General features: G+C 55.5%; 21 protein-coding genes. 14 read left to right on the top strand and 7 right to left on the bottom strand.

Annotated elements, in window-relative coordinates:
* Window positions 1–29: 29 nt before the first annotated feature.
* From AC3A5O_RS15430 to AC3A5O_RS15385, 10 genes are all read left to right on the top strand, one after another.
* A complete protein-coding gene (locus tag AC3A5O_RS15430) occupies window positions 30–677 on the top strand; it encodes a LexA family protein (protein ID WP_487753389.1) in 648 nt (215 codons plus the stop codon).
* A gap of 31 nt (window positions 678–708) precedes the next feature.
* Window positions 709–2,058 (top strand): hypothetical protein, encoded by a 1,350-nt coding sequence (locus AC3A5O_RS15425; RefSeq protein ID WP_487753388.1) that lies wholly within the window; start codon window positions 709–711, stop codon window positions 2,056–2,058.
* Window positions 2,059–2,337: 279 nt separating this feature from the next.
* On the top strand, window positions 2,338–2,922 hold the full coding sequence (locus AC3A5O_RS15420) for a hypothetical protein (protein WP_047227244.1): 585 nt from the start codon (window positions 2,338–2,340) through the stop codon (window positions 2,920–2,922).
* Window positions 2,923–2,932: 10 nt separating this feature from the next.
* Entirely contained in the window at window positions 2,933–3,217 is a 285-nt protein-coding gene (locus AC3A5O_RS15415; RefSeq protein WP_487753387.1) for a phage antirepressor KilAC domain-containing protein, read from the top strand.
* Between the two features lie 158 nt (window positions 3,218–3,375).
* Window positions 3,376–3,705 carry a pyocin activator PrtN family protein gene (locus AC3A5O_RS15410; RefSeq protein WP_123351314.1) on the top strand — a complete coding sequence of 110 codons (330 nt, stop codon included), beginning with the start codon at window positions 3,376–3,378 and terminating at the stop codon, window positions 3,703–3,705.
* A 43-nt stretch (window positions 3,706–3,748) separates the two neighbouring features.
* Entirely contained in the window at window positions 3,749–4,165 is a 417-nt protein-coding gene (locus AC3A5O_RS15405) for a hypothetical protein (RefSeq protein WP_487753386.1), read from the top strand.
* Entirely contained in the window at window positions 4,162–4,383 is a 222-nt protein-coding gene (locus tag AC3A5O_RS15400; protein ID WP_176688298.1) for a hypothetical protein, read from the top strand. The genes AC3A5O_RS15405 and AC3A5O_RS15400 overlap by 4 nt, the downstream gene beginning before the upstream one ends.
* Window positions 4,380–4,922 (top strand): phosphohydrolase, encoded by a 543-nt coding sequence (locus AC3A5O_RS15395; RefSeq protein WP_134923535.1) that lies wholly within the window; start codon window positions 4,380–4,382, stop codon window positions 4,920–4,922. The genes AC3A5O_RS15400 and AC3A5O_RS15395 overlap by 4 nt, the downstream gene beginning before the upstream one ends.
* Window positions 4,919–5,275: a hypothetical protein gene (locus tag AC3A5O_RS15390; protein ID WP_487753385.1), complete on the top strand. Its 357-nt coding sequence runs from the start codon at window positions 4,919–4,921 to the stop codon at window positions 5,273–5,275. Before AC3A5O_RS15395 ends, AC3A5O_RS15390 begins: the two co-directional genes overlap by 4 nt.
* Window positions 5,272–5,541 carry a pyocin activator PrtN family protein gene (locus tag AC3A5O_RS15385; RefSeq protein WP_487753384.1) on the top strand — a complete coding sequence of 90 codons (270 nt, stop codon included), beginning with the start codon at window positions 5,272–5,274 and terminating at the stop codon, window positions 5,539–5,541. The genes AC3A5O_RS15390 and AC3A5O_RS15385 overlap by 4 nt, the downstream gene beginning before the upstream one ends.
* An 82-nt stretch (window positions 5,542–5,623) precedes the next feature.
* On the opposite strand, the gene AC3A5O_RS15380 is transcribed toward AC3A5O_RS15385, so the two are convergent.
* Together AC3A5O_RS15380 and AC3A5O_RS15375 are read right to left on the bottom strand one after the other, a co-directional pair.
* On the bottom strand, window positions 5,624–7,177 hold the full coding sequence (locus AC3A5O_RS15380) for a P-loop ATPase, Sll1717 family (protein ID WP_487753383.1): 1,554 nt from the start codon (window positions 7,175–7,177) through the stop codon (window positions 5,624–5,626).
* A gap of 50 nt (window positions 7,178–7,227) precedes the next feature.
* Complete coding sequence (locus AC3A5O_RS15375; protein ID WP_487753382.1) at window positions 7,228–8,343, bottom strand: tyrosine-type recombinase/integrase; 1,116 nt, start codon at window positions 8,341–8,343, stop codon at window positions 7,228–7,230.
* A gap of 102 nt (window positions 8,344–8,445) precedes the next feature.
* Here AC3A5O_RS15375 and dusA point away from each other — a divergent pair, with 102 nt between their 5' ends.
* Both dusA and tal read left to right on the top strand, forming a co-directional pair.
* Window positions 8,446–9,465 carry a tRNA dihydrouridine(20/20a) synthase DusA gene (gene dusA, locus AC3A5O_RS15370; RefSeq protein ID WP_487753381.1) on the top strand — a complete coding sequence of 340 codons (1,020 nt, stop codon included), beginning with the start codon at window positions 8,446–8,448 and terminating at the stop codon, window positions 9,463–9,465.
* Window positions 9,466–9,642: 177 nt separating this feature from the next.
* Window positions 9,643–10,569, top strand: coding sequence for a transaldolase (gene tal, locus AC3A5O_RS15365; RefSeq protein WP_487753380.1), 927 nt, complete (start codon window positions 9,643–9,645; stop codon window positions 10,567–10,569).
* Window positions 10,570–10,777: 208 nt separating this feature from the next.
* Here tal and rssC read toward each other — a convergent pair whose 3' ends face one another.
* From rssC to AC3A5O_RS15350, 3 genes are all read right to left on the bottom strand, one after another.
* A complete protein-coding gene (gene rssC / locus AC3A5O_RS15360) occupies window positions 10,778–11,260 on the bottom strand; it encodes an anti-sigma factor antagonist RssC (RefSeq protein WP_025212773.1) in 483 nt (160 codons plus the stop codon).
* Entirely contained in the window at window positions 11,260–12,441 is a 1,182-nt protein-coding gene (gene rssB, locus AC3A5O_RS15355; protein ID WP_053120765.1) for a two-component system response regulator RssB, read from the bottom strand. The genes rssC and rssB overlap by 1 nt, the downstream gene beginning before the upstream one ends.
* Window positions 12,442–12,785: 344 nt before the next feature.
* Window positions 12,786–13,475 carry an MlaA family lipoprotein gene (locus tag AC3A5O_RS15350; protein WP_122567960.1) on the bottom strand — a complete coding sequence of 230 codons (690 nt, stop codon included), beginning with the start codon at window positions 13,473–13,475 and terminating at the stop codon, window positions 12,786–12,788.
* A 201-nt stretch (window positions 13,476–13,676) separates the two neighbouring features.
* On the opposite strand from AC3A5O_RS15350, the gene pcrP reads away from it, so the two are divergent.
* Together pcrP and AC3A5O_RS15340 are read left to right on the top strand one after the other, a co-directional pair.
* Window positions 13,677–14,297, top strand: coding sequence for an HAD superfamily inactivated hydrolase PcrP (gene pcrP / locus AC3A5O_RS15345; protein ID WP_305470377.1), 621 nt, complete (start codon window positions 13,677–13,679; stop codon window positions 14,295–14,297).
* A gap of 108 nt (window positions 14,298–14,405) precedes the next feature.
* The gene (locus AC3A5O_RS15340; RefSeq protein ID WP_122567958.1) at window positions 14,406–14,669 is read left to right on the top strand and encodes a DUF4404 family protein; all 264 of its coding nucleotides are present in this window, start codon (window positions 14,406–14,408) and stop codon (window positions 14,667–14,669) included.
* Between the two features lie 187 nt (window positions 14,670–14,856).
* On the opposite strand, the gene queF is transcribed toward AC3A5O_RS15340, so the two are convergent.
* Together queF and copI are read right to left on the bottom strand one after the other, a co-directional pair.
* The gene (gene queF / locus AC3A5O_RS15335) at window positions 14,857–15,687 is read right to left on the bottom strand and encodes an NADPH-dependent 7-cyano-7-deazaguanine reductase QueF (protein WP_122567957.1); all 831 of its coding nucleotides are present in this window, start codon (window positions 15,685–15,687) and stop codon (window positions 14,857–14,859) included.
* Between the two features lie 61 nt (window positions 15,688–15,748).
* A complete protein-coding gene (copI, locus tag AC3A5O_RS15330; protein ID WP_122567956.1) occupies window positions 15,749–16,270 on the bottom strand; it encodes a copper-resistant cuproprotein CopI in 522 nt (173 codons plus the stop codon).
* Window positions 16,271–16,403 lie beyond the last annotated feature (133 nt).

Below are 16,403 nucleotides of genomic sequence, written 5' to 3'. Positions count from 1 at the left end.
TATAAGGTTAATCGCGCCAGAATCGCCTCATGAAAATATCTGATACCCGCCTCCAAAATTTCCGTAGGGTCCTAGCTGATCGGAAGCTACGCCTGACCGACATAGCGGAGCTTTTGGGCAAAGCTCCTGCCCAGGTGAGCGCGTTCGGCGGAAAAAATCCAACCAAAGGCATTGGCGATCAAATCGCCCGAGAAATCGAAAAAGCCCTGCATCTTCATGACGGTTACCTAGACATGCCGTATGGCTTAGGCGAATTCAACAACGCTACAGTCTTAAGCCATACAGGACGAAAATTACCTGTGATGGGATCTATCGCAGCTGGCGCCTGGTGCGAACCTGACATGTTATTTGATCCTAGAGATGCAGAGGAATGGATCGATGCCCCGGGCCCAGTTGGCCCACGAGCATTCATTCTCCGCGTTGAAGGCATGAGCATGGAGCCGAAATTTCTAGAGGGCGATAAGATTGTGATAGATCCATCACTAGAAGCTTTGCCGGGGCATTTTGTGGCTGCAAAAAGAACCAGAGATCAAGCGGCAACCCTGAAGCAACTAAAGCAAGAAGGGAACGAAAAGTATCTTTATGCTTTAAATCCAGACTGGCCTGAGCGAATCATTCGAATGACTGAAGAGTGGACGATCTGCGGACGCGCCCGGTGGAAAATATCAGACTTATAACCTGCATTCTAACTTCGGAAAAGGATATCACATGAAGTACAAGACTAGCGATGTCTTCGGCGTTCGCAGCCAGCTTATCGAATCATATATTGAAAGACCTAGCGTTGATGAACTTTTCAGCGCAGCCCTCCAAGATAAAAACCAAGTCATTGTGTACGGATCATCAAAACAGGGCAAAACCTCACTTACCTTAAAACATCTAGATCCTGACGGATACGTTAAGGTTGAATGCTCGCCCCAGACACAAGCAATTGATATCTACAGGTCTATCCTAAGACAATCCAACATTACTTACTTTGAGAGTGATACTCAGGGCTTGAGCTTTGAAATAGCTTCCAATATCAATGCAGGGGTAAAGGTAAAAGTCCCCTTTATGGGGGAAGCAAACTTAGGTGCAGGTACTGCAGACAAGCAAACCAAGACCAACACATCGAAAGAGCTCTATATCGAATATAATTTGGAGCTCGCTCAAGATGTTTCAGAGCTTCTTAGAAAAAAGGGTATCGAAAAATTTATTGTTCTGGAGAACTTCCACTACCTTTCACCAGAGGTGCAAGAGCGCCTGGCTTACGACCTGCGCGTCTTCCAGGATCTAGGCGTAATTTTCATAGTGCTTGGAATATGGCGCGAGGCGAATCGACTGGTACAGTTTAATGGCGATCTTTTAGATCGTGTCACTGAGGTCCCAGTCGAACCATGGTTGAATGAAGATTTTGCTAGAGTAATTGAGAAAGGCTCAAAACTTCTGAACGTCGACTTCACTCATATTCAAGACAAACTTATAAAGTCCTCATTTGACAGTGTTGGAGTGGTGCAAGAACTCTGCAAGCAGTGCTGCATTGCCGCTGGCGTTAAAGAAACTTCTGACACAACCATCACAATAAGTGACGAAGACTTATTATCAGCACTTGAAACGAAAGCCGGTGAATATGGCGGCCGGCACATAAGAAACTTTGAGTCCTTTGTCGACATAGCACGAAAAACGAGCAACCAAAGCGGCAAGCCCTCACTAGCATTCCCTTTCTACTTCATACAATTGCTTTTAAAAACAGACTTAGACAATATTGAACAGGGTCTATCTCGCTCCACTTTGCTTGAAGGTGTACGTAAAGTGCATCACAGGCCCGAGGATGTACGTTCTGGCGACCTAGGCGCATTCCTCCATAATATTACCCAACATCAAATCAACAAACGAATTCAACCTCCCTTTGTCGATTATGATCGCGGTAGTAAATTGCTTAAAATTATTGACTCTTCTCTTTATTTTTTCCTGAGACATTGTGATCGGGAAGCAATTTTGGCCGATATTCCACATCCCATTCTGGACTTTTCTGAAGATCTGCTAACGGATCTAGATGAGCCCGAGTCCGCGTCATCGTGAGGAAAAAGCAAAAAAAATTAACCTTATGGGTTATTTTTCTGTTGACCTGATTACCCTGCAAGGTTAAAAATTGCCTCACTCTTCCACCACAGAGCGAGGCAAAACCATGCACACCACAGCATCCCTCCACGTCCATCCGGCCGTTGCCGATCTATCCCGCATCTTCGAAGTAAGGCGCCTGGCCCGTATCTACGGCTGCACCTTCATCCCGTCCAAACCTAAGCAACATGCCCGTACAGCACCGACTTCTTTCGATCCAAACGACGGAGGCCGGGCAGCATGAGCAAATTCCTGATCGACAACCGCACACTGACATTGCTTAGCGCCCAGGTGAACCTGAGCGGGACTTTCAATCACACCCTTCGGCGACTGTATCGACGCGATGTGTTGGCGTTTCGGCTGAAAGTTGAACGCAACAAGACCGACAGCACCTTCACCGTTGAGCTGGGCTCAGAGCGCCACACGCTGACCGTGCCCAACACCAAAAAGACTCACCTGAAGCTCGCCGACTTCATTGAGGAGGTCGTCAACGGCCCTTCTGACCTGACAGGCGAACCCCAGATGAAACGACATGCTGAACGCGAGTACGGCGCTTTCAGTAGCCAGCAGCGGGAACAGGTTTACAGACTGGTTTCCACAGGTGGGTTTATCGACCTGGACCTGGGTTTTGAATTGCCGATCCGGCTCGCCGTGCATCGAACACGTACACGCTCGGGCATCACCGTTGTCATGAGCATCGGCGTCAAAAGCCCGCGGACCAAGTGCTTCACCGTGTACGGCACCGACGCCGAGATGTACGAGCAGGTTTGCGAATCCATCAACCACCTGGCTGCGCTGGCGACACCCGCCGCGCACGCAGCTTAGGAGGTATGCCATGGAGCGCAACCTCGAAAAGACCGCCAAACACTTCGGCCTGACCCGACCCGCCCTGATCAAGCTCATGCGTGAGAAAGGCCTGCTCACCGACCGCAACCTGCCGGCGTTTCCCGTTCGTGACCGTGAGTACCTGCGGGTGAAGGACAGCAACTGGTACCACGACACGCTGGGCATGCAGTACAGCCAATCGACACGCGTTCGGCAGGCCGGCATCCCCTGGCTAGCAGAGCAACTGAGCCTCGACCTTCCTGCCATCCCGGCAGACAACCGTGACGTGGCCTAGGGAATACGCCCGCCAGATCATTGCCCTACGCACCCGAGAGGAGCGCAACGCCGCGCTCCTTGAGGTGCCGGAGCATCTGCGCGAGCTGACCAAACGCCATTGCCTGAATGCCTGGAATCACCCAGCCCGAAATAAACGCATGGAGAGCCCAAAGCCTCATGACTAGCCAGCCTCAAAACCCGCTGCGCCTGATGCCAGCACCGGAAACGGCTACCGTCGAGCTGCTGTATCGCACCTTCGGCGACGTGCTTATCCCCCTCGAAAAGCTGCGCGTGCAGTACTTCCGCAACCTCAACGAGCAGTCATTTGCAGCCGAAATCACCAGCGGCCGCATTCAACTGCCCGTGACCACTCTGGACAGCAGCCGCAAGGCACCGAAGTACGCGCACATCCGCCACGTCGCGGCACTGATCGACATCCAGGCCTACAAGGCCGACGAAGTCCACGCGAAGGCCCAGGCCGACGCAACCGAAGAAGCCCAACCGTAACGGCTGCCACCACCAGCCACCCACACCACCAGGAGCACACCACATGACTGCAATTCAAATCTGCGCGTTGATCGGCCTGATAGTCGGCGCGGCCCTCATCTACTGGACTGGCTACCGAGGCGGGCTCATTGATGGCCGCGTCGAAGGCATTGAAGAGGGCACGAACGGCGAACGCGCCGCCAACGCGAAAACCATTCGTGAGCTGGAGGCACCCCTCCAATACATCCGCGCCGATCACCAGCACCTCGCAGCCCATGCGAAGCGGCTGAGAGAAAGCCAAGCCTTCGGCCCTCAAGAGCGCCAAACGCTTATGCAGATCGCCGAAAAACTGAGGCTGGCCTCTGACACCTTCCGCGCCATGAGTTCGAAGGCGCAGGCACAGCAGGCGCTCGACCTGCGCGAAAAAGCGCTGGGCATGGCCGCTCTGCTGGATCAGGTCGAAGTGGAGGACGCAGCATGAGCCGTCATTGCCCGATGCTACGCCTCTCACCTCAAGATGCCGGCGTGCTGCACCAGCAACACGCCAAAGCCACCGCTGAACTGCGCGAAGTGACTCGATTCCGCAAAGAGTTTGACCGACAACTGTCGCTGCTTATCGGCTACGACGCCCTGCGCAAGCTGCACAAGGATACCCAGAACGCCCTGCTGCTCGTCGACCTGATCAAGGAGGCCGCATGACTCAGATTCTTACCGCAACCGGCAAACGCTTTGACCTGTATGAGCCGGATGCCGACCTAATCGACCCACGGGATATCTCCCACTCGCTGTCAAACTTGTGCCGCTTCAATGGCCACACCCGAGAGTTCTACAGTGTGGCCCAGCACTGCTGCATAGTCGCAGATCTGGTGCCTGAAGAGGACAAGTTGGCGGCACTTCTACACGACAGCACCGAAGCCTTTGTCGGCGACATGGTCCGACCGCTGAAGGAGTGGATGCACGCCTTCCAAGACGTCGAGCACTGGATCTGGGAGCGCATCTGCACCCGCTTCAACCTCGATCTCACACTACCAGCATCCGTCCACCATGCAGACCTTGTTGCCCTGGCCACCGAACGCCGCGACCTGATGCCGCCCGACCCGGCCACCTGGGATTGCCTTTTCGGTATCGAACCCGCGCCCGAACGCATCCGGCCGTGGTCACCCACCGAAGCCCGGCTCACTTACCACCAGCGCCTGATGGACCAACTCGCTATCGAACACCGGAGGAAAGCGGCATGAAGCAGGAACAGAACGCCCCTCAAACCCAGTCCGCTTTGCTCCGCAGCACCAGTTGGGTCGACGCGCCTGTAAATAACAGCCTCTGCTGCGCAGCAGCAGGCATTACCGCTCTTCCCAGCAGCACCGCCGAGGCGCTTGTACCCCACAAAAAGCTGCGCGGGGTAGCGCCCGCTGAAGCAACGCTAATCGCTCAGAATCACCTGCTCGCGCAGCCTGTTATGGGGTATACGCACCCTGACTGTAGCTCTGGAAGCTCGTTACAAGTAACCGTCGACACGAGCCAGCTCGACGCACACGCTGAGCTCGAGAAAGAATTCCCGGTGCTGCCACTCAATATGACGGAAACAGCATGAAAACTTTGTTTCTACTAATGGCTCAGTACGAAGGGCAGGCAGTGATCCCGCTTGATCGCGTTTGCGCAGACTACATGCATCTGACTGTGGAGAAATTCAAACGAAAACAACTTGACGGAGAAATCGATATACCAGTCGTCCGCCTTGGTGCAAACTCTCAGAAAGCTGCACTTGGTGTTCACTTGGAGGACCTCGCAAATTATATTGATCGGCAGCGCGAAAAAGCCACAAGGGAACAAAATCAATTGATGGGTAGAGCAGCTTGACTCAAATGCATTTGGGGTCGAAAAGCCCCCAAATGCATCGAATTAAATAAATAACCAACTAGCTTCCAATCCGTTCAGAACATCATCTGAATTCGCGACTGATTGAGAGATGCGCACAGAGCGCATTATGAACAAATATATCTTGATCAAAAAGCACCTCATCGTCCCCTCGAAATGAGAATCGCATATGAGCACCACGAGACCCTATATTGCCGATAATTCCTATTCGAAAAAGATCCTTCACAACCTCTCTAATTGATACTCGCGCCAGCAAATCACGAGTTTCTTTATGATCCACTGAAACGGCATCTGCACGACTTATAAGATCACTTAAGCTACAGATCTGTTTAAACCCATAAAATATGTATTTAATCCCGTCAACCTCTCCTGCCTTATACTTTGCCTTGAGTTCCTCTGTAAGCTCTACCCAAGAAGCAGTAGAGTACGCTTTCCTCACCGCTTCTAGACCTTGAAGAATAAAGCTCCGCTCATCAGGATATTGGTCCTGAACGGAGATCAATAGTCTCACCACATCTCTAGGACGATACCAAGAATTGTGGAGCACATAGACTTGAGGTATTTGCTTGTGAATAGACTGCGGGAAATAATCCCTCCACAACTCCAACGAGCTTAGCGCTACGAGACCCGCTTCTACTCTGGCGTTGTTTATTCTCTGCTCGATTATGTTCAACAGAGGCTGTTGCGCCGCGCTGAGCCCTGGACGATTCCAGTGAATAATAGAGCCAAAATCGGCAATGGGCTTGTTAATTTCCTTACCAAGAGCCTCAACCGATACTAAAACCTCAGATCGGATAGCCGCATATAGACACAAGGGAAAACCTAACCTCTTCGAGGTCGCATTCACCTTTTCAATAGAAACAATTAAATCTCTAACCAAGCGTGCATCACGCTGATACTGCTTATTCGTCCCGTAATTCAGTTCTAACTCATCAAAAAAAATATTAAGTCGTTGAGTGCTGGGATCGAGAGCATTGAATGCAGTATCCGCCTGCCTTACTAGGTCATTGAAATTTACTTTAGCCTTTCCATTTTCATCCCAATCAAATTCAAGACCCAACTTAGGCGTCTTGCTAATTTCGATAGTACCCTTCCTAATATTCGGAACCAGGCGCATCAACCCAGCTTTCTCAGGCTGCGTCAAGACCTCAGAACTAACCACAGCTATGAACTTTGCTAAGTTTAAATTATCCTGGAATGCATCAACCTTCTTTTCCTGAATTATAGCCGCAATTTTTCTATATATAAACCAACGCCAAACCGCTTCGACATCATCACCCTCAAAAGCGTCACTATTTTCACTAACAACCTGCACTCTTGCAGCTTTCGAAAAATCCTTTCGCAGATCCTCATCAACTTCTGATTTAAAAAGCACGAAGGTAGAAATCGAACTAAACTCATCTTCTAGCTTTATAGAGATATATCGCAATAACGCCGTTTTACCTGTACCTTTCAGCCCTACAACATAATACTTGCTTCTATCAGTAAATTTATCGATAGCTAGCGCGGGGGGAACAACAAACGACTCGACGAATCTTTTTAACTCTTCTGGACTGTTACTGAGCATTTCGTTTTTTGCATCAGTACTGCCAAGATATATATCTTTGAGCTTCAACATCAACGCGCCCCTATCTCATAATGGCTTTTTGCCAACACTACTGGCATTGCTCAAAATTGTCCACTTGTGTTTCCCCCCTCTTGTAACGCCCTAAACCATCGCCACTGAGCATACCGGTCTCCCCTCCTGCGCAGATGTGTATATCTACGTAACGAGTTCCAGTCCCGATGACCCGAGACGCTCGACACCCTTGGAATATCCCAATCCATTTCGAATAGCCGGCTCACTCCCTCGTGCCGAAGGTCATGAAAATGAAGATCCTCAATTCCCAACATATGACACGCTCGGGTAAAGGCGGCCGAAACAGACCTGCCATTGTATGGAAAAATCTCCATTTCAACCTTGGGCATCGTATTCAGGATCGCCCAGGCCTCGTCTGGTAAATAGCACCACACATCATTGCCAATTTTCTGCCCTGGGTTTTTCATGTCGCGCACCAACACGGCTTGCCGAGACACATCGATGTCGCCCCAGCAGATCCGTGTAATTTCTTCCTGGCGGCGCGTCGAGAAAAGCGCGAAAGCGATTATCTTCGGCATGGGAATGGAGCTATTACCCCTGGCCTCCCTTTCAAAAAAGTACTCCATTAGCTGGTCCAGCTCCTCCAAGGTAGGCCGACGGTTTCGCTCTTTGCTCTTAGCGACCATACCAAGCTTGCGCAGCACCCTACGAGCGTCAGGCATGGCAAGCGGGTCGACCTCATAGCCCCAAGCCGGACGCGCCACGGATAGCACTGCGCCCAAATGCGACAAATCGTTGCCCACCGTTTGCGCCTGGACACCGCCACCTTCCTTGCCCATACGCCACTGAGCGAACTCCACCAGCTTCTGGCTGCTCAATGCAGAATCATCGACCTCACCCAGCCACGTCTCTTTGATCGCCGTCAAAGTGGCTCGCTTGGTCTTCCCCAATGGCCGAATCTTCTCGTATTCGTCCAGGTACTGATCGATCATTTTTTTGATCGTCACACCCTTACGGTTCGCACGCTCGATGGCACCCGGCGCAGCCAGCTCCGCCTCCCGGCGCTTGATCCAAGCCTGAGCGACCTGCTTGCGGTCGAAGGTCTGGCTTTCCTGATAAACTGTCTTCCCGTCCCGATTGATCCGTATCTGCGCCGTATAGGCCGTCGAATTGTCCTTGCGCTTGCGTGATGTGATCGTGCCCATTTCCAGTTGCTACATTGCTGATTTCGCTTGCTACATTGTAGCAACCGACCTCAAAAAACAAGGAAAAATGGGTAAAAACTGCTGTATAAAAGATCAGTATTAATGAATTTAGAAAAACCTAAAGCGCCCGTAAACATTGGACCATCCCGCTCAGAGCCGTCTCGCCGCTTCAGTGTTGCCCCGATGATGGATTGGACCGACGCCCACTGTCGCTTCTTCCTACGCATCCTCTCCAAACACGCCCTGCTCTACACCGAAATGGTCACCACCGGCGCCCTACTCAACGGTGACCACGAACGCTTCCTGCGCCACCACAAGTTCGAACACCCGCTAGCCCTGCAACTGGGCGGCAGTGTCCCAGCCGACCTGGCCGCCTGCGCCCGTATGGCCCAGGAGCACGGTTACGACGAGGTCAACCTCAACGTCGGCTGCCCCAGCGACCGGGTGCAGAACAATATGATCGGCGCCTGCCTGATGGGCCATCCGGGGTTGGTGGCCGATTGCGTGAAAGCCATGCGCGATGCGGTGTCGATTCCGGTGACGGTCAAGCATCGCATCGGGATCAATGGGCGGGACAGTTACGAGCAGTTGTGTGAGTTTGTCGGGACGGTGCGTGAGGCCGGTTGCACGAGTTTTACCGTGCATGCGCGGATTGCGATTCTGGAGGGGTTGTCGCCGAAGGAGAATCGCGACATCCCGCCGCTGCGTTATGACGTGGCCGCGCGGTTGAAGGCGGATTTTCCGGAGTTGGAGATTGTGCTCAACGGTGGAATCAAGACGCTGGAGGCGTGCCACGAGCATCTGCAGACGTTCGACGGCGTGATGCTGGGGCGCGAGGCCTATCACAACCCGTATCTGCTGGCCGAAGTGGATCAGCAGTTGTTTGGCAGCACCGCGCCGATCATCACCCGGGCCGAGGCGTTGGCGCAGTTGCGGCCTTACATCGCCGATCATCTGGCCGCTGGTGGGGCGATGCATCACATCACCCGTCACGTGTTGGGCTTGGGCACCGGGTTCCCGGGGGCACGGCGGTTTCGGCAGTTGTTGTCGGTGGATATCCACAAAACCAAGGATCCATTGGCGTTGCTGGATCAGGCGGGGCAACTGCTGGAGGGGCGTTAACCGTCACTTGCTTTGAACCTGCACGCGGTTTTGGCATCGTATCTACCGATACCGCCCCGGCCTTTCAAACAGCCGTTTTCAGGTTGTTGCCGCCGGGGCCTTCGATACCTCTTCACGCCCTTGAGTGGCTGCCGGCCCTCGGGTAATGTCAACGGACCCATAGGACAGAGCACGCTCATGACTTCCAAGCTGGAACAACTCAAGCAATTCACGACCGTCGTGGCCGACACTGGCGACTTCGAGGCCATCGCCCGCGTCAAACCCGTGGACGCTACCACCAACCCTTCCCTGCTGCTCAAGGCGTCGTCCATTCACGGCTATGCCGAGCAACTGAACGCCTGCGTGGCGGACTGCAAGGGCGATGTGGGCCTGGCCAGCGACCGTTTTGCCGTGGCGGTCGGGCAAGAGATTCTGAAAGTGATTCCTGGGCGCATTTCCACTGAAGTGGACGCGCGCCTGTCGTTCGACACCGAGGCCATGTTGAAGCGTGCGCATCGTCTGATCGATCTGTACGAAAAGGCCGGCATTGGCCGGGATCGCGTGCTGATCAAGATCGCCTCCACCTGGGAAGGCATTCGCGCAGCCGAGCAACTGGAGCGTGAGGGCATCCAGTGCAACCTGACGCTGCTGTTCTCCTTCGCCCAGGCCGCCGCCTGTGCCGATGCCGGGGTGTTCCTGATTTCGCCGTTCGTGGGCCGTATCTACGACTGGTACAAGAAAGCCAATGGCAACGACTACACCGGCGCGGATGATCCGGGCGTGCAGTCGGTAACGCGCATCTACAACTACTACAAGGCCAATGACTACAAGACCGTGGTCATGGGCGCGAGCTTCCGCAACCTTAACCAGATCGAGCAACTGGCCGGCTGCGACCGCTTGACCGTCAGCCCGGACCTGCTGGAAAAACTCGCCGCCGACGAAGGCAAGCTGGAGCGCAAGCTGGCGCCAGGGCAAGCTGGGGAGGCGCGTTTGATCCTCAACGAAGCGCAGTTCCGCTGGTTGTCCAACGAGGACGCCATGGCGACCGAGAAACTGGCCGAAGGCATTCGTCAGTTTGCCCGGGACCAGGAGAAGCTGGAGGCGTTGCTGCAAGCCAAGCTTTGAGCTGATTCAACCGTCATGCAAAAAGGGCGAACCTGGTTGGGTTCGCCCTTTTTTATGCGGTTTGGCTTAAGAGTGTGGCGGCTCGACAGACGCTATCGCGAGCAAGCTCGCTCCCACAGAGGGAGGCTCGATTATGAGAACGCCACAAAACCTGTGGGAGCGAGCTTGCTCGCGATGAGGCCAGTGCAGCCTACACAAAGCCCAAGGCTCAAGGTCGCTCCAACGCATTCACCAGATCATGAAAGGCTTCACGATTGGAATCGTTGAGCCCCATGAGAATCTTGTGGGCTTCAAGCACCTTGATCCGCACTTCCTCTTCGGACTGGTCCTGGTCAGGCAGGTCGTCCAGGCACTCCGGACACGGCACAGGGTCGCCCACGATGTTGAACACCTGGTCGAAGCCCATCGATTGCAGCAGACGGGTGATGTCGTTGTGGGTGGTGACGACGGTCGGCAGCAGGCCGACCTTTTGCCGCGACAGGATCGACAGTTTGGCCAACAGGCCCAACGTGGTGCTGTCGATGCTGCGGGTTTCGGTCAGGTCGATCACGATGGCGCTGAAGTTCAGCGCGGTGAAGATCCGCTCAATAGTCGCATCCAGCGCCGAACACAGGGTCAGGCGCACTTCACCGACAAACTTCAGGACGAAGGTGCCGTCCTGCTCGGCGAACTGGATTCTACCGGTACTCATCAAAGGTTCCTGCTCAACACTAACAGGGCGATATCATCCGGCATCTCCCCGAGCGTGGCTAATCCAAACACTTGACGCAAGCCTTCCAGGCTGCCGCCCGCTGCGCTCACCCGTTCAGGCAAGGCCGCTTCTTTCTCTTTGAGTGTAGGTTCTGTCAAAAGGTCCAAAATGCCATCAGACATCAGCGTCAGGCTGAAGGTCGGCGGCAATTCCAGTACGTGATCTTCATAGGTGGCCTCGTTGAACAGGCCCACCGGCAAACCACGCCCTTCCAGATAACGAACACTGTCTGGCGTATACAACACAGGCAACGGCAGGTGACCGCCGATGCTATAGGTCAACAAACCAGTCTCCTCGTCGATGACTCCACCGACCATTGTGACGTGTTTGCCCAGCTTACAACTGATCAGGCCTCGGTTGATATGCCCAAGGACTTCTGATGGCTTGAACTCTGGCAGCGTGCCGTTGCGCTTGGATTCGAACAACAGCCGCGTGGTCATGAACTTCAACAGCACCGTCACGAAGGCCGAGGACGCACCATGGCCGGAAACGTCCGCCAGGTAGAACGCCACTCGCCGCTCATCAACGCGGAAATAGTCCACGAAATCGCCCGACAGGTACAACGACGGGATGATCTGGTGGGCAAAACGGAAATCGTCGACGGTCCAGGGGCTGACCGGCAGCATGTTCATCTGCACCTGGCGCCCGGCGTTCTGATCTTCCTGCAACAGGTTCAGGCTGGCTTCCAGCTCGCGGTTGGCGGTTTCCAGCTTCTCGCGGTAGCGCTGGTTTTCCACCAACAGGCGCGAACGGTCCAAGGCCCGGCGCACCGAGTGCTCGAGCACCGCGAGGTCTTCAAGGGGCTTGATCAGGTAATCCGCCGCACCCAGGCGCAACGCCTCGACCGCGTCGTTCATCACGCCCGCGCCCGACACCACGATCACCGGGGTCTGCGAGGAAATCTCGGTCACCTGGCGAATGAGTTCGAGTCCGCCCATCTGCGGCATGCGCAGGTCGCAGATGACCAGGTCGGGCTTGTCTTGCTCGAATACCTGAAGACCCTGTTGGCCATTGCTGGCCTGCAGGACGCTGAAACCACTGTCTTCCAAGTAGGCTGCGAGACTGGCTCGCACCACTTCGTCATCATCGATTATCAGCAGCGTGGCACTGGTTTTTGGCATGTGGGCAAACGGCGCCAGAATTAGGTTGGCGTAGCGGGCTGGGCGGTCGGGCCTGGCACGCACTACTGGATTCGCTTTCTAGCCTCTCTGTCGTACCGGTTTCAGGCCTTTGCCCTACACGCCGTTACATCAGAGGTGCCCTTCTAAGGCGCAGACGGTACTCCCATCCGCCGGGCGTTTCAAGCTCATGCAGATAGCCGCTTGCCGTCTTTATTTGTCAAAGCACAGAGAGTTATAAGAACCGAGCGAAGCGTAACTCAATGGAAGGATCAAACCCGCTCAAGCACGGCCTCAAAACACAGAAGACGGCCTTTTGGCCGCCTTCTGTGTTTTACAGGTCGAGATTAAAAATCGTCTTCGACCTGGCCATCCTTGACCTTGAATTCGCGGTTTTGCAGGTAGGCATTGCGAATGAAAACGTATTTGTCGCCGCTCACCATCTTCTCGGCCGACAGCAGGCTGGCGCGGGTGTCGACGACATTCAGGCCGCGAATGGAGTTACGCACCGAGACGTTATCGATATAACGGTACGGCGCCGTGTAGTCATCGACCAGCTTGGCCGGCGCGTCACGCAGGGTGCTTGGCCCCAGCAGCGGCAGCATCACATACGGACCACTGCCCAGGCCCCAGTAACCCAGGGTCTGGCCGAAATCTTCATCGCTGCGCTGCAGGCCCATCTGGGTGCCCACGTCAAAGAAGCCCAGCAGGCCGAAGGTGGTGTTGAAGATCAACCGGGCGGTGTCGACCCCGGCGGCGGCCGGCTTGGCCTGCAGCACGTTGTTGGCCAGGTTGCCGACGTCGCCGATGTTACGGAACATATTGTGGATGCCGTCCTCGAGGAACTGCGGCGTCACGTATTGATAACCCTGGGCCAGTGGCTTGAGCGCATAGGTATCGAGGGTGTCGTTGAAGGTGAAGATTGGACGGTTGATGCTTTCCCAAGGATCTTCTTCCGTCGCGGCCTGGGTGGCGAACGGAACCAGCAGGACACAAGCGGAAAGACACAGCTGAGCTAGACGATGGCTCCAGCGCATAGGGGAAAACTCCTTGGATTATTCAGGCAAGGGCGCCGAGCCCAGGCGGTAAGCTGGCTAGTATAAGACGGAACGCGTGGATAGGCAGCACCGAAAAACACGCAGGCCGTAGGACTTTTCCGCGACTGCCCCCCTTCATCTCACTGTCACCGGACTGTCATCGCAGCCCATTAGGCTGCTGGTTATTTCAAGGACGTTCCCATGCCCCGCGCCGAAGCCCTGCCCCTCCCCGCCCCCAGCCTGACCGCCGTACTGTTTGGCCTCAGCGGATGCCTGGTGGATTTCGGCGCACGCATTCGCCAGCCAGGGGCAGCGCCAGCGGATCACGCCCACCCGACACCCGGCGCCCTGGAAAGCCTGCACCGCTTGCAACACCTGAATATCCCCTGCGCCTGGCTCGACGAGTTGCCTCCTGCCATCAGCCATAGCCTGGCGGCCTCATTGCCCACGTCCATCAAAGCGCCGCAACTTCCTGCAACAAATTATCCATGGCCGGCGCCGCATGCCTGCTGGCAAGCGCTGATGGCGCTGAACGTCCAACAGTTGGACGGCTGCGTGTTGGTCAGCGGCGAACCACGGTTGTTGCAGTCAGGACTCAACGCAGGGTTGTGGACGATCGGACTGGCTTCCTGCGGCTCTTTGTGTGGCCTGGCGCCCGCCGAGTGGCAGGCATTGAGCCAACAAGAGCGGGAAAACAAACGCGCCAAGGCCACTGTGCAGTTGTTCGGCCTGGGGGTGCATTCAGTGATCGATCACCTGGGCGAACTCGACACTTGCCTGGCTGATATCTGCCTGCGTCGCATTAAAGGCGAGAAGCCCTGACCGGGATCATGCAGGGCACGTGAGTGTGGATTACTCTTAAGACAGGCCATGGACTTTTGACGCAGCGTCGCGGTCCATGGTGTGCCTATCAATAAAGGGAGTACGCCAATGCCTGCCCGCGAATTGCAAGAACAGCTCAATACACTGCGCGAGCAATTGGAACAGAATCCACCGCTTACCGAAGGCGAGCGCGAGGACCTGCACGCGCTGATGCAAAAGATCGAATTTGAGCTCGCGCTGGAAACCAAAACACCGGACAACAACCTCGCCGACAATGTGAACCTGGCTGTCGAACGTTTCGAGGTGGAACACCCGACGCTGGCCGGGACCTTGCGCAACATCGTGTTGGCCTTGGGCAACATGGGGATCTGAACCCTTCGAATGCAAAAAGCCCTGCTATCGCTAGCGGGGCTTTTTAGTTTCACGTGACCTGCAATGCAATCCCCTGTGGGAGCGGGCTTGCTCGCGATAGCAGTGTGTCAGCCAACCTCAATGTTGGATGTGCTGCCCTCATCGCGAGCAAGCTCGCTCCCACAAGTACCCGCTCCCACAGAGGTTATTACTGGCGGACCAGGCGCTGGTTCGGCAGTTGAACATCTTCGGTACTGCGATACGGGTTGATGTCCAGCCCACCACGGCGCACATACCGCGCATACACCGTCAACTTTTCCGGTTTGAGCAACCGCTGCAGGTCAAGAAAGATCCGCTCCACGCATTGTTCATGGAAATCCGAATGCTGACGGAAGCTGACGATGTAGGCCAGCAGGCTGGCCGGGTCCAAGGCCGCGCCACGATATTCCACCGCCACGCTGCCCCAGTCTGGCTGGCTGGTCACCGGGCAATTGGACTTGAGCAAGTGGCTGTGCAGGCTTTGCTCGACGATGCGCGAAGCATCGCAGCGCAGCAGCTCTGGGCGCGGATGCGCGTAGGAGTCGACGCTGATGTCCAGGTCGTCGATGCAGGTACCGGGCAATGCCACGATGCCTTCACGCTCCACGTCCTTGAGGCTGCGGATCCGCACACCCACCGTCTTGCCGGCCGCCGCCGACAGGTCCTGGCGCAGGGTAGCTTCCAAACTCGCGGTATCGGCGAACGGGGTCTGGTTCAAGGAGTTGAGGTACAGCTTGAAGGATTTGGATTCGATGATGTTCGGCGAATCCGCCGGGATCGCGAATTCACCGATGGCCACCACCGGCTTGCCGGAGGGCAACAGCCACGACAGCTCGAAACAGTTCCAGAAATCCACACCCTTGTATGGCAGGGTCTCGGCCGTCAGGCCCAGTTCCGCCCATTTCGCGGTGCGCGGGATCGGGAACAGCAGTGACGGCGTGTACGTGGCGATGTATTCGCTGGATTTGCCCAGCGGCGAATGTTCGGCTGCGGGATGCATGACGGAAACCTGACTGAATAATCAGCGGATTCTACCAGCCTTTGCCGCAGCCTTTGAGTGCTTACTGACTGACTGTCAGGTCGCCCTTCATCCCGGCCTGGTAGTGGCCGGGAATATTGCAGGCAAACTCCAGGCGCGTGGCCTGGCTGAAGGTCCAGGTCAGCTCGGCGGTCTTGCCCGGCTCCACCAACACGCTGTTGGGATCATCGTGGCGCATGCTCGCCTGGTCGTGGCCCATGGCGGCATGATCCATACCCGGCTTCATCGCGGTTGGCAGCAACTGGCCGCTCTGCTGCATCTTGAGCATTTCCTGTTGATGGTCGGCGTGCATGGCCGCGTTGCCCAGGTTGAATTCGTGGAGCAACCGGCCCTTGTTGATCAGCACGAACCGAACCGTCTCGCCGGCCTTGATATCAAGGGCTCCGGGAGCGAACGTCATGTCACCCATTACCACCTCAATGCTACGACTGGCCTTGGCCGCCAGCGCTGGCTGACCAAAATCGAAATGTCCCGGCGACGCCCACAACGGCGCACTGAAAGCCAGCGCGCAAGCAGCCAGGATCAGGCGGTTCCCCATCAACATGTCCATACTCCAATCAGATTCAACGTGTGGGAAACTCTATCGTTGCAGGCCTGCCAGTCGGCTGACAGCTCGATTACAACTTTGTCAGGTTGTGCCACGAGCCCGCCTGCCACGGTATAACGCCCTCGTCCCA

Source organism: Pseudomonas sp. Soil_N_39, assembly GCF_057655955.1.
This window is presented reverse-complemented; position numbering and strand designations above follow the sequence as displayed.